At 51.4% G+C, this 12303-nt stretch carries 11 protein-coding genes and 1 pseudogene; 6 read left to right on the top strand and 6 right to left on the bottom strand.

The features are described from left to right. Window positions 1–472, top strand: a pseudogene (locus AC6R0S_RS06265) (alpha-amylase); the annotation flags it as partial. Next, window positions 469–2313, top strand: coding sequence for a maltodextrin glucosidase (gene malZ / locus AC6R0S_RS06260; protein WP_500637467.1), 1845 nt, complete (start codon window positions 469–471; stop codon window positions 2311–2313). The pseudogene AC6R0S_RS06265 and the gene malZ, both read left to right, overlap by 4 nt. Here malZ and AC6R0S_RS06255 read toward each other — a convergent pair. Together AC6R0S_RS06255 and ygiD are read right to left on the bottom strand one after the other, a co-directional pair. Then, a complete protein-coding gene (locus AC6R0S_RS06255; RefSeq protein WP_500637466.1) occupies window positions 2273–4105 on the bottom strand; it encodes an ABC transporter ATP-binding protein/permease in 1833 nt (610 codons plus the stop codon). The two genes, malZ and AC6R0S_RS06255, sit on opposite strands and share 41 nt — an antisense overlap. A gap of 92 nt (window positions 4106–4197) precedes the next feature. Next, window positions 4198–5013, bottom strand: a complete 816-nt coding sequence (gene ygiD, locus AC6R0S_RS06250; protein ID WP_500637465.1) for a 4,5-DOPA-extradiol-dioxygenase — start codon at window positions 5011–5013, stop codon at window positions 4198–4200. A 187-nt stretch (window positions 5014–5200) separates the two neighbouring features. Here ygiD and AC6R0S_RS06245 point away from each other — a divergent pair, with 187 nt between their 5' ends. Both AC6R0S_RS06245 and AC6R0S_RS06240 read left to right on the top strand, forming a co-directional pair. Next, window positions 5201–6082 carry a LysR family transcriptional regulator gene (locus AC6R0S_RS06245; protein WP_500637468.1) on the top strand — a complete coding sequence of 294 codons (882 nt, stop codon included), beginning with the start codon at window positions 5201–5203 and terminating at the stop codon, window positions 6080–6082. Between the two features lie 93 nt (window positions 6083–6175). After that, on the top strand, window positions 6176–7099 hold the full coding sequence (locus AC6R0S_RS06240) for a DMT family transporter (RefSeq protein WP_500637464.1): 924 nt from the start codon (window positions 6176–6178) through the stop codon (window positions 7097–7099). Between the two features lie 65 nt (window positions 7100–7164). Here the strand turns inward: AC6R0S_RS06240 and AC6R0S_RS06235 are convergent, their stop codons facing one another. Next, window positions 7165–8352 carry a sugar efflux transporter gene (locus tag AC6R0S_RS06235; protein WP_500637463.1) on the bottom strand — a complete coding sequence of 396 codons (1188 nt, stop codon included), beginning with the start codon at window positions 8350–8352 and terminating at the stop codon, window positions 7165–7167. 195 nt (window positions 8353–8547) lie between these two features. Here AC6R0S_RS06235 and AC6R0S_RS06230 point away from each other — a divergent pair, with 195 nt between their 5' ends. Together AC6R0S_RS06230 and AC6R0S_RS06225 are read left to right on the top strand one after the other, a co-directional pair. Next, on the top strand, window positions 8548–9462 hold the full coding sequence (locus AC6R0S_RS06230; RefSeq protein WP_500637462.1) for a helix-turn-helix domain-containing protein: 915 nt from the start codon (window positions 8548–8550) through the stop codon (window positions 9460–9462). A 182-nt stretch (window positions 9463–9644) separates the two neighbouring features. Continuing rightward, window positions 9645–10652 (top strand): transporter, encoded by a 1008-nt coding sequence (locus AC6R0S_RS06225; RefSeq protein ID WP_487901615.1) that lies wholly within the window; start codon window positions 9645–9647, stop codon window positions 10650–10652. Here AC6R0S_RS06225 and AC6R0S_RS06220 read toward each other — a convergent pair. Genes AC6R0S_RS06220 through AC6R0S_RS06210 form a run of 3 tightly spaced genes read right to left on the bottom strand, consistent with a single transcriptional unit; the run spans window position 10649 to window position 12286 of the window. Beyond that, on the bottom strand, window positions 10649–11260 hold the full coding sequence (locus AC6R0S_RS06220; protein ID WP_500637461.1) for a hypothetical protein: 612 nt from the start codon (window positions 11258–11260) through the stop codon (window positions 10649–10651). The two genes, AC6R0S_RS06225 and AC6R0S_RS06220, sit on opposite strands and share 4 nt — an antisense overlap. 16 nt (window positions 11261–11276) lie before the next feature. Further along, complete coding sequence (locus AC6R0S_RS06215; protein WP_500637460.1) at window positions 11277–11918, bottom strand: C39 family peptidase; 642 nt, start codon at window positions 11916–11918, stop codon at window positions 11277–11279. Between the two features lie 41 nt (window positions 11919–11959). Beyond that, window positions 11960–12286 carry a carbon storage regulator gene (locus AC6R0S_RS06210; RefSeq protein ID WP_334551568.1) on the bottom strand — a complete coding sequence of 109 codons (327 nt, stop codon included), beginning with the start codon at window positions 12284–12286 and terminating at the stop codon, window positions 11960–11962. Between the last annotated feature and the right edge of the window lie 17 nt (window positions 12287–12303).

The following is a 12303-nucleotide window of genomic DNA, read 5'->3' as shown; positions in this document are numbered from 1 at the left end:
CTCTATTTTTGACTACGTTGGTGTCCCTCATCACCAACGCTGGATGAATAACGGCCAGTTTGATGGCGGCCAACTCACCGAGCAAGAACGCACACTGCGTCACTTCTACCAAAGGCTGCTTAACTTAACGTTAAACAGCCCTGCGCTGTGTGGCAACTACCATGACCTTTATGCCGACAACCACCTAGCTTTTGGTGATGGCGCAGATTACCTCTACGCCTTCGCGCGCTCTTGCTCGACGCAAACCTTGATCATCGCCACCAATTTTAGCCAAACGCAGTCTCATGAGGTGACGTTAACGTTAAACGAAGCGCTCATCGCCCAATGGCAACTCACTGAGGGGACCTACGCCTTGACCAACTGCCTAAGCGGCGACACACACCAACTGCAGGTCAAAAATGGGATTGGCCGAGCCACCCTGAATTTTACGCCACTGTGCACCTTTTACTTGGAACTAGGGGAAACACTATGACGCTGCCATATCTTTTTCATGGCCAATCTCGCGATTGGGTCACGCTAGATGAGACCAAACCTATCCTCACCGTGCGTTTAGCGACGGAAAACTGCATTCACTTTGATAAGGTTCTCGTGCGCCATGAACCCGACAACGAAGAGTATTTGGTGGCCATGACCCGCGTCGACGAGACGCCCTATTTGGATATCTGGTCGGCCAGTTTCCCACTCAATCAAGATCGCGCCATCACGCACTATGTCTTCAAGCTGCTGAGCAACCAGCGTCAGTACTGGCTCGATGGCCGGCAAGTGAGCACCCGTATGCCGGGTAAAGAGACGCACTTTAAGTACAATCGCGAACATCAGCCACCTAAGTGGGTCAGTCAACAAGTGTTTTACCAAATTTTCCCTGATCGCTTTTGCAACGGTAAGCCCGAGTTAAGCGTGAAAGGGGGCGAGTATTTGGTGTCTCGTGGTACTAAGCCTGTCACCTGTAAACGCTGGGGCGAACCCGTCGATTTGGAGGGAAATGGTGGCTGCGAATTTTATGGCGGCGATCTCTACGGCGTTGAAAGTAAACTCGATTACTTACAATCACTGGGTGTGACGGCGCTCTACCTTAATCCGATTTTTACCGCACCCAGCAACCATAAGTACGACACTGCAGATTATCGCAACGTCGACCCCCACCTTGGCAGCAACGCCCATTTTGCTCAATTATGTGAGCAATTACGCTCGCGAAACATGCGCATCATGTTGGACGCCGTCTTCAATCACACCTCCACCGAGCACCCGTGGTTTAACTTGCAAGGCTGGCATGACACCCTAGGCGCGTATCAATCGGTGAACTCACCTTACCGCGATTACTACTTGTTTAAAGATGAGGGCCAAGATTACATCGGTTGGAAGGGCATACAATCTCTGCCTGTGCTCAATTTTGACAACCCAGAGGTAAGAGAATACCTCTATCAAGGGGACGATGCGGTGGTCAAGCATTGGCTAAAGCCACCCTACTCCATTGATGCTTGGCGATTTGATGTGATTCATATGCTAGGCGAAGGAGAAGGGGCAAAGAACAACGCGCCCTACGTCAAAGCTTTTCGTGACGCCGCCAAGCAAGTCAACCCGGATTGCTACGTACTGGGTGAGCACTTCTTTGAAGCGACTCAATGGCTGCAAGGCGATCAAGAAGATGGCGCAATGAACTACTATGGGTTTGCACACCCACTCAGAGCGCTGCTGACAGGCTTAGACATCGCGTTTGACCCAATCGACATCAATGTCAGCGAGTTTTTGGATTGGCAAGCCGAGGCGAGAGCGAAGCTGCCGTGGGCCAATCAATTGGCACAGTTGAATCAGCTCGACAGCCACGATACTGCGCGCTTTATTGAACTAGTCAAAGAGGAACCCGAAAAATACGCCTTGGCTGCCACGCTGCTATTCAGCTATGTCGGCGTACCTTGTGTCTATTACGGCAGTGAATTGGCACTCGAAGGCAGTCATGACCCCGATAATCGCCGCTGCATGCCGTGGGATAAGGTGGACGCTAACCCCACCTTGGCTCTGTTTCAGGCATTGATCGCCTTGCGCAAACAACACCCTGCGCTGCAATACGGTGATTACGTCCCTCTGGTACACGACGACAACAGCTTTGTGTTTGCGCGTACCCTAGGCGATGAAGTGATTGTTGCCGCCTTTAACGTCAGCAACCAAAACCAAATCGTCTCTATTCCACTGTGGAAGCTCACCAAGCCGGTGTTTGTGTTGACCGACTTACTCGACAAGCACGCCCTCCCCGTCAAAGGAGAATCCATGCAGATTACCCTACCAGCGATGGGCGCGCGCTTGCTTGGTGGCTAAATTGTAATTCAACCAGGCGCTGATAGAGCTCACATGACTCGAGCAGCGCCGCATGGCTGCCTTGGTCAACTAACTGGCCCCCGTCGAGTACGGCAATACTGTCCGCGTGTTGAATGGTCGATAGACGATGCGCAATGATCAACGTCGTGCGGCCTTGCATCAGTTGCTCAAGCGCCTGCTGAACGTGATGTTCACTTTCACTGTCGAGTGCACTGGTGGCCTCATCGAGCAGTAATATCGCGGGATCTTTCAGAATCGCTCGCGCAATCGCAATGCGCTGCCTTTGACCACCGGACAAACGCACACCGCGCTCGCCGAGAAAACTGTGGTAACCGTCAGGCAGCGCCATAATGAACTCGTGCGCATGGGCTTTTTTCGCCGCCCGCATCACCTCTTCATCACTCGCGTCTGGACGACCATAACGAATATTATGCATCACATCTTGGCTAAACAGGGTTGGCTGTTGGGGAACCAGCGCCATATACTCGCGCAGTTGACTCGGTTCAAACAGCTTCACATCACGCCCTGCGATGCGCACCTGACCAGATTGTGGGTCATAAAAGCGTTGTAGCAGTTCAAACAGCGTGGTTTTTCCTGCGCCTGACGGACCAACAAGCGCCAGCACTTGACCATCTGCGACCTTAAGCGAGAGGTTATCGATTGCCGCCACATCTGGCCGCGATGGGTAGTGAAACGTCACCTGCTCCAGTTGGACGCTCGCTCCTTGGATTGGGCTGTCGCTCCTGGCCTCACTCGGCCCCACAATATCACTTTGCACTTGAAGAATGTCGACCAAACGCTCTGTTGCCCCCGCCGCGCGTTGCAGCTCGCCCATGACCTCAGACAATGTGCCTAACGAGGAGGCGACCATAATGGCGTAGAACACGAACGCGCCCAAATCGCCCGCCGACATGGTGCCATGAATCACATCTCTTCCGCCGACCCAAAGCATTCCAGCAATCGCAGTAAAGACGATCACAATCACTCCGGAAATCAATATGGCGCGCTGCTTCACTCGCTGACGGCCAACGTCGTAGGCCTTTTCAACTTCAGTGGCAAAGGCCGCACGCTCAAACGCCTCACGGGAATAACTTTGCACCGTTTTAATCTGTTCAACCGCTTCGCCGGCGTAACTGCCGACATCCGCCATCGAGTCTTGGCTACGTCGTGATAAAGCGCGAACTTTACGGCCATAAAAAAGAATCGGGACCAACACAAACGGCACGGACGCCAGCACCACCAAAGTTAATTTCACATTGGTGGCAAACAGCATCACTATCGCACCTAAACACATGAGTGCGCTGCGCATCGCCATGGAGAAAGAGGATCCAATGATACTTTGCAACAAGGTAGTATCGGTGGTGAGGCGTGACATGATCTCGCCGCTGCTGTTGGTTTCAAAGTAACTGGGGTGCAAAGAAATCACATGATTAAACACCGCGAGGCGTATATCCGCACTGACGCGTTCCCCCACCGATGAAACCAAATAAAAGCGAAAGAAGGTGCCCACCGCAATCATGATGGTGACCGCCACGATATAAAGGATCGCTTGCTCAAGCTCCGCCAATGACTGCTGTGAAAAACCATTGTCGATAAGCATGCGTACCCCTTGACCCACCGAAAGCGTCAACGAGGCAGTCGTCACCAACGCAATCAACGCGCCGATGACCTGCCAGCGATAAGGACGCACAAAAGCCAGTAACTCGAATAAAATCGCTAAGCTTTTACGTGATTGGGCACTTGGTGTTGCCGAAGATGTCTGATTTTGCTGATTGGTGGATGCTCGTCCCATCAAATGGTCTCTTTTTCCGTCGTGATGACGCTAGGCTATTGAACAGCTTCGAGACTACCACCTCACACACTAGGATGCACCCATTGGCTTTATCAATAAAAGAGGAATGAACGCATCGACACCGCGCCCAGTTCAATGCCACCTGTGATAGAGAAAAGCCGATCTTGTTCATCCGACGCTCCCGCAACCGTTAGCGCAGGCACATAGTGCTCAAGCGTTGGATTCGCTTGATAAAGCAGAGAACCCAGCTCACGTGTATCCGCCAAGGATGAAAAGCGTCGCGTTTGCAGCGCCTGACCGACTTTATCATCGAACTCTAGCGCCCAATCATGAACATGACCGTCTAAATCCAGAGCGCGTAGGTTGTGCACCACATTGCCAGAGCCGAGAATTAAGACGCCACGGTGGCGAAGTTCACGCAATGTTTTACCGAGATTGAGATGCCAGTCGAGCGGCTTCGTAACATCAATCGACATCTGGAACACAGGAACGTTGGCCTCTGGGTAAAGAGATTTCAGCAGCGCCCACGCGCCGTGATCAAGCCCCCACGTCTCATCTTCATGGGCGTTGATGTGGTCAAGTAACTGCACCACTTCTCGCGCGAGCCTTGGTGCCCCGGGGGCCGGATATTGCTCTTCATACAGGGCCTTGGGAAAGCCGTAAAAATCATGAATGGTGCGAGGCTGCGCAGAAACATCGACCAGGGTCGAGCCTTGACTCATCCAATGAGCAGACAGCACCAAGATCGCTTGAGGAGTAGGTAAACTGGCGCCCAGTTCCATCCACGAACGACTGTAGCGATTGTCTTCAATGATATTCATCGGTGAGCCATGACCCAGGAAGATCACTGGCATGCGTTCGGATGCGCTCAATGAGCGTTTTAGTTGTTGATAAGTCACGTTGGTCATTGTTGTGCCTCATAGTATTCGCTGGAGATGCTCCCTTGTAAGTAGGAGCGGATGAACTCAGTATGCGCAAAATAAATAATGAACACTATGTAGATTATGTGGAATAATTATCTATATTTTGTTCGCAATTTCATTCGCAAGAATGTTCCCCATTTCGATTGTTCTTAGGAGGATACCCGTGGATAAAATGGATGGACTTAGAGCCTTTGTCGCCACCGCGCAAACGGGATCGTTTACCGCAGCGGCGCAAAGGCTTGGCATCTCTAACCGACTCACCTCCAAATATGTGGCTCAATTGGAAGCGCAGGTCGGCGCCCGCCTGTTGCAACGCACGACACGCAATGTCAGTGTCACCAGTGCGGGGTTGCGCCTACTCGAGCAAGCGCCACGTCTTCTCACCGAATTTGACGAACTGTTCGAGCAAGTCGGTCGCAGTCATCAACAACTCTCTGGGCCACTCAAAATCTCCGCCCCCATCACCTTTGGTGAACTCTACCTGCAAGATCTACTGCGCCGCTTTGCCTTGCTTCATCCAGAGATTGAACTCGACCTGCGCTTAACCGATGATTTCGTTGATCTAGCGATGGAGGGATTTGATCTTGCTTTTCGCATCGGCCTGCCCGACAACGCTTCTGTTCGTGGCCGTAAGTTAGGCATTATTCACAGCCAGTTAGTGGCCTCTGCGGAGTATTTGGCCGCCCACGGCACGCCGATTAGCATCGACGATTTAGCGCAACATCGGTTGATTATTGATACCAATCGGCAAGGTTACCAACGTTGGACCTTTACGCGAGAGGGCGTCCAGAGTGACTTCAAACCGCGCAGCCAACTTAAAGTCAACAGTGCGCGCGTGGCAAAAGAGTGGGCAGAGCAAGGGATGGGTATCGCTTTGTGCCCCGATTTTGTCACTCACGATGGCATCAAAAGAGGGCGTTTAGTTCGGGTACTGGACGATTACGATCTCGGCACACGTTCGATGTACGCCATCTATCTAGCCGGGCATGAAATTCCACGTAAAGTCCGAGCGCTGATTGATTTTGCCCATCAAGAACTGTCATCCACAATCTAACCTATCTACCCAGCAAGGCTTGGCGTATGATGCGAGGCTATTGCGAATAATAATGAGAAGTCAGCTCAAGCTCCCCTTGAGCCATTTACTGCTATGAACGTCACTACGCCAACCCACCTTATCCCCGTTGGGGTTCGATTTATGCTCTTGTCTGCACTGGGCTTTGCTCTGATGTCGGCAAGCGTCAAATACGTCAGTGAGCACGGTATTCCTGTGTTTGAGATTGTTGCAGCGAGGGCATTGGTGTCTCTCATCATCAGCTATCTGGATGTGAAGCGTAAGCGCCTCTCGGTATGGGGACACAATCGTAAATTGCTCCTCGTTCGCGGCGCCGTGGGCACCTTCGCGTTGATGTGTGTCTACTATTCGGTCACCACGCTGCCCCTTGCGGAAGCGACCATCTTGCAATACGTGCACCCGGTGTTCACCGCGCTGCTTGGCGTGCTGTTTTTAAAGGAGCGCATTCAAAGCGCCACCTTAGTGTGCATCGCTCTCTGTTTAACCGGGCTTGCCGTGATGATGCAACCCAACTTCAGTGACAGTGTTCACCATGAACTGCCTCCACTTAGTGTGATGCTCGCGCTCGGTGGCGCGTTTGGCAGTTCGATTGCTTACGTCATCGTTCGTAAATTGAGCCAAACCGAAGACAGTTCAGTGATCATTTTCTATTTCCCGTTGGTCGCCCTACCTACCTCTTTGCTGCTGATGGGCGATAACGTCGTTTGGCCAAGCTTGCCAATGCTGTGCATGTTGGTGCTGGTGGGCATTTTCACCCAAATTGGCCAATACGGTTTGACGAAAGCGATGCAAACCCAAGAAGCAGGCAAAGCCTCGGCGTACTCTTACGTGCAAATCGTCTTTTCTACCCTAATTGGTGTTTGGGTCTTTAATGAAGTGCCATCGCTTTGGACCTACCTAGGCGGCACATTGATCATTACTGGCGCTTTGATCAATGTGTTTGGACGGAAAATGCTGCCACCTCTTCGTAAAAGAAATGGGGCAACACGGGCGAAATAGCCGATTCATCGAGGCGAACCTTAAGGTCAACGGCGACGAGAGCGCCGTTGACCCAGCGCCCCCCATCACGCGCTCGGCGCGTGACACTCGGGTTCTGCTTTGTGACTCATCATTTCAAACACCACCAGCAACAAGGCGGCAGTGATGGCCCCCGCCAAACAGAGATATAACGCGCTGTAATAGTTATACAGCTCGGCGACCACACCCACCGCGAGGCTCGAAACAAGGGTACTGATGTTCAGCATGTTGGAAAACAGCGTCGATGCGGTGCCAAGGCGATCCTTCATCATGTCTTGCAATGCGACCATACCTAAGGTCGCGCATATCCCAATAAAGAAACCATTCAGCAATTGAGCAAACAACATCACGCTAAATTGGGTTTCTACGAGCATCACCAAATAGAACAGCGCACCAGAGACAACCGCGGTCGTCATCACCCTCGTGGTGCCAAACTTGTCCGCCATACGGCCGGCGGCCAGCATCACCGGAATCTCAAAGGCGGCGGCAGCCCCAAATAACAGCCCAAGCCAGCTGGCATCGACCACTAACTCTTGAGAGAGGTAAAGCGGAATACTGATGATGTAGAGGTTATTCGCTGAAAAAGCGCACACCACGATCACGCAGTACAACAGCACACGTTTACCCAGAGGTTTATTGACGCGACTTGCTGAGCGATCCTCTTGCGTCACCACATGCGAGGGGATCTGCTTGACGACCACCCAAATACCCAAGGCCACGATCACAGCCGAGACCGCAAACGAGGCGCTAAAGCCAAACTGAGCTTTGAGCATAAACGCTGCGGGTGGACCAAACACCCACGCAATCGCTAGACCCGCTCGCATGGTAGCAACAAAACGCGTGCTGTTGTCGACATGACGGTCACCATACTCTCGGCCGAGAGCGAACAATTGACCAAACGAAGCGCCACTGACGCTGCCGAACAGTGTGACCACAGCAACCGCCAACCAGTAGTCACGAATCACAGTAAAGCTCGCCACGGTAATGAGATAGCTGCTTAACGAGACGACCAAAATGGTTTTGCGATTCCAATGGCTGTCTGACCGTTTGGCGATCGCCGATGAGACCCATACCGAACTGCTGACCGCCACCACCATGTAGAGGCTCAACATCAATGGTGAAGCACCCAGTTCTTGCACAATGAAGAGACTCGATAATGGATAGAAAAACGCGCCGCACAAGCCGGTGACAAAAGTGGTAAATATAAAATAGAGTGCGGTTTTATCCCGGTACATGGCGGACTCCCCATCCAGACACATTGAGAACGAACACGGCGAATACGCCGCAAGCAATGCCCGTCAGTCTACGCCAATCCCCCGCCGACAATGGTAGTATTCGAGCCAGATTTGATACTATTCCTTCAACTTTACACTCATCTTTGACAGAAAAGCGTCACAAAGCTAGGCTAACGACAAACCAAGGAGCACATTGTGAAGCCATTTAAAGAGCATGTACTGACAACCCCTAGCTTTGACTGGCTGGTGCGTGAATTTCGTTGCCGAGAGCACAACGATCAGTACGCCTGCTCATGGCACTATCACAGTGAGTATGAGTTGGTGCTCTATCTCGATCCGCACTCAGTGTTTCAGGGTAACTATTACGCCGGTGATGCGATTGGCGAGATTGTGGATCATACTCTGCTGCTTTATGGGCCTGGGCTGCCCCACATGCTCGCAGGCAAAAGTGTTGCCTCAGAGAACAGTGAGCAACACACGGTGATCATTTGGTTCTCACAGCACTGGGTGGATCAACTGCAACACTTAGTGCCCGAAGCGAGACACCTCTCTCGCTTACTGAGCCAAGCTGCGCACGGGCTGCATTTTAGCCCTGAGATTGCGCAGAAAGTGGCCAATATCATGGAAGGGTGTATCCATCTGCCGCGCCATCACCAGGTGGTCAAAGTCATTGAGGTGCTGCTCACGCTTGCCGACGATCTTAAGGCGACCAAACTCTGTACCTCACCATATCGCATACAGCCTTTTTCCTCCCAGCACGACACGGATCGCCGCATTGAACTGGCCACGCATTACATTGAACAGCACTACGCACAAAGCATCACAATGGCCGCGTTGTGTCAAACACTGCACATGAGTGAAAGCTCCGCCTATCGATTGTTTGAAAAACACTATGGGGTAAGTTTCTCTGAACATCTCAAGCAGTATCGCGTGGGCAAAGCCTGCGAGCTGCTAGCCAGTACTCGTCTGCCGATCGCCCTTGTTGCAGAGCGTACCGGCTTTAAAAACCTCTCCAACTTTAACCGTCAATTCAAAGGGGTTAAGGCGATGACGCCGAGCGAATTTCGCCAACAGTTTATCTCTCCCTTAACGCTAAAATCCTCTCCCTAGCATGTTGTTGGCCTTAACCGCAGACGAAAAAGTATGAACACTCTCTCCTCCTTTTGCCTGCAACACGACACGTCTAACCGTCTCAGGGCTTAGAAGAGACACAACACAAACTTTCGTTCATAGCGGAGCCTCTCACCCTGTTCTATCTAATCAAGTACCTATGGATAGAAGAGGCTTACCCGATGTCCTTTCCCTTGACGAAATTCTCCCTAACAACCTTGACCCTACCCTGCTTAAGCGCATTGCTCTTGTCCAACACGACATTCGCGCAAGAAGAGGCGGCTCGACCGTTAACTGTGGGCGATGTGATCGCACGACCTGGCGTACTGACACCGAAAGGAAAACTCACTTTTGACGCCTCACTCAGTTACACGCAAAACTCATCCAATAAAGTCTCTGTGGTTGGGTATACCGTGTTGCCGACGCTGATTGTTGGACGTATCGAGGTGAGTGATTCAGACAGAACCACCATTACCGCAGGGATGAGTGCGCGTTATGGACTCACCAACACAACAGAGTTGGAACTGCGCTTACCGTTTGTGTATCGAAACGATCAAATCTCTACCCGCCCAATCCAAGACGGTGCGCAAGACAACACGGTCAATATCACGCTAGATGGAGGGGGATTAGGCGATGTGGAGTTAGCGCTGCGCCATCAATTCAATGTCGACTCAACTCCTTACTGGATTGGCGGCCTAAGCGTCAAATCAGACAGCGGAAAGTCGCCCTATGACATCGAGATCGACGACACCACCAATACCTACAAAGAGGTCCCAACCGGATCCGGTTTTTGGAGCATTGAGCCCAGCCTTTCGATGATCTATCCGACCGACCCTGCCGTCCTCTTTACCAGTTTCAGCTACATTTACAATTTTGAAGATGACGTCAATGTAGGGGACAGCAGCAGTGCCGTAAAATTGGGTGATACCCTTTCATTAGGCGCGGGGATTGGCTTTTCGGTCAATCCTGATCTGTCGTTTTCGCTCGGCTTGAGCCACAAAACAATATTGAAAAGCACACTGGATGGCGAAGAGGCGGACGATGCAAAACTACTGCAACTGGATTCGATTAACTTTGGTGTCAACTACGCGTTTTCAAAGACATCGTCATTGAACGTCAACGCTCAGGCAGGCTTAACCGAAGACACCCCCGACTTCCAACTGACAGTGAGGGTGCCGTTCAGTTTCTAATAACCTCCGATCAATAAGGCATCTTGAAGCTTGGTGCGACTGCGAATCTGTTGCACTAAGCCGCTGACTTGAGCGTCAATATTGACAATCGTATCCACCCCCAGCACGCTGTGATCGAGTGTATTTTGAATCACATTAGTGATGCTTGCTGAGGTGATCGACGCCGATGTGCCGTTGGTCACATCCAGTGAATTGACTAACGCCGCTGGGTTGACACTCACATCTCCTGCAATCTGATTGCCTTCGCCTACTTGAACAACATTCACCACATCGGTGACAGGCACCGCAGTCGTTGCCGTCAACGAGTCGTCCGTTTGGTTAGCTTGCCGGACTTGATAGTTCGCCGACTGCTTGAGCAGTTGACCGTTTTCAAACACCAAGTTGGCGATTTGCGTATTAAAGACCGATTGTCCATTAACACTGCTTCGTACACTCAAGCCTATATTGATGACGTAGTCTCTGTTGATTTGAAACCCTCCTCGATACAGAGCCAATCTCGATTGACTCATGGGTGTCAGTTGAACTTGCTGTATATCAATGGCATCAGCAAACACGGACATCGACGCCATGCTGGCTAATACTCCTATTACCACCTTTACCGTTTTCATAATGTCGCCCTAAAGGCTAGTATTCCCCAGCCTCTGGTAACGTGATCGAAAATACCCCGAGAGATTCTCGAGATACCCCTGTGCTTAATGGTGCGCTGTGATAAACCGCGAAGTGATCGTCGGTAATGAACGAGGCCCTCCCCACTTCCGCTTTATTGCGAATCAGCAGGACAACACCTTGATAGTACTGTTCAAACTCTTCAAAGCTCATCATCATGGTGCCACGAGAAGGATCGCCTAAGATCACAGAATGTTGGTTCATTCCCTTTATGACCACAAAGTGAAGATAACCGTCAAAATTCACTAAGGTCACCCCAGGAACGCCTACCTGTTTCATTTTCTCCAAACTGATCTGAAATCCATCTGCGCGCAGCCCTTGAGCGTCAAGATACTGCTTCATATCCAGCAACGAAAAGCCTTGTTGCTCAATGAGGGCTTGATCCCCATTTGAGAACATCACTTCAAATATCTCTTGTTCGGCGGAAGGGGTTTGGTAGTGGTAAGTCAGAAGGGAAGCCAGCGCCGCAGAGCCACAACTAAAATCGTATTGTTGACGATGCACGTCACCAAACTGCAACTCCTTGTAGCTTTTTACGGGCACGCTGTACATTCCGCGCTGGGGGAGAAAATTGAGAGCTTGAGCAGAAGAACAGAGCATCGCTCCTACCCAAGCTAGAATTACGCACCAAAGTTTCATGGTCATTTCAGTGTTAAATTGACAACTGTTGAGTTTTGTATCAACACATTATTGCCAGTGTTTTGGACCACGCTCGTGATACCTGAGCTGTGCATGAGCGCACTGCTCGCGATCACGTTGTTCCCCGTAACACTGTTTGTCACCGCATTTCCTGCGTTGATACCATTTATCTCTGACGACGCAGTCACACTCTCGATGTCGATGTGATATTGGCCTCCACGGGAGCTGTCGAGTTGCTGCTCCGACAGCCCCGGTTGTTCCAATATCAACTCATCGGCATAAGCAGATAGCGTGCCCAACGTCATCAGGACGAATAGAGCTGTACGCATCGCTTTGCTCCTAGAGT

The sequence above is a fragment of the Vibrio sp. R15-SG3-ISO1B genome (assembly GCF_059833835.1).
Note: the sequence above shows the minus strand (reverse complement) of the source record. Positions and strands in the feature narration are given on the sequence as shown.

What these genes read in the sequence shown, in the direction of transcription:
- AC6R0S_RS06210 (WP_334551568.1), bottom strand. Translation starts at nt 12,286, where the DNA reads ATGCGTACAGCTCTATTCGTCCTGATGACGTTGGGCACGCTATCTGCT.
- AC6R0S_RS06235 (WP_500637463.1), bottom strand. Translation starts at nt 8,352, where the DNA reads ATGTACCGGGATAAAACCGCACTCTATTTTATATTTACCACTTTTGTC.
- AC6R0S_RS06225 (WP_487901615.1), top strand. Translation starts at nt 9,645, where the DNA reads ATGTCCTTTCCCTTGACGAAATTCTCCCTAACAACCTTGACCCTACCC.
- AC6R0S_RS06240 (WP_500637464.1), top strand. Translation starts at nt 6,176, where the DNA reads ATGAACGTCACTACGCCAACCCACCTTATCCCCGTTGGGGTTCGATTT.
- AC6R0S_RS06245 (WP_500637468.1), top strand. Translation starts at nt 5,201, where the DNA reads ATGGATGGACTTAGAGCCTTTGTCGCCACCGCGCAAACGGGATCGTTT.
- AC6R0S_RS06220 (WP_500637461.1), bottom strand. Translation starts at nt 11,260, where the DNA reads ATGAAAACGGTAAAGGTGGTAATAGGAGTATTAGCCAGCATGGCGTCG.
- malZ (WP_500637467.1), top strand. Translation starts at nt 469, where the DNA reads ATGACGCTGCCATATCTTTTTCATGGCCAATCTCGCGATTGGGTCACG.
- AC6R0S_RS06215 (WP_500637460.1), bottom strand. Translation starts at nt 11,918, where the DNA reads ATGCTCTGTTCTTCTGCTCAAGCTCTCAATTTTCTCCCCCAGCGCGGA.
- AC6R0S_RS06255 (WP_500637466.1), bottom strand. Translation starts at nt 4,105, where the DNA reads ATGGGACGAGCATCCACCAATCAGCAAAATCAGACATCTTCGGCAACA.
- ygiD (WP_500637465.1), bottom strand. Translation starts at nt 5,013, where the DNA reads ATGACCAACGTGACTTATCAACAACTAAAACGCTCATTGAGCGCATCC.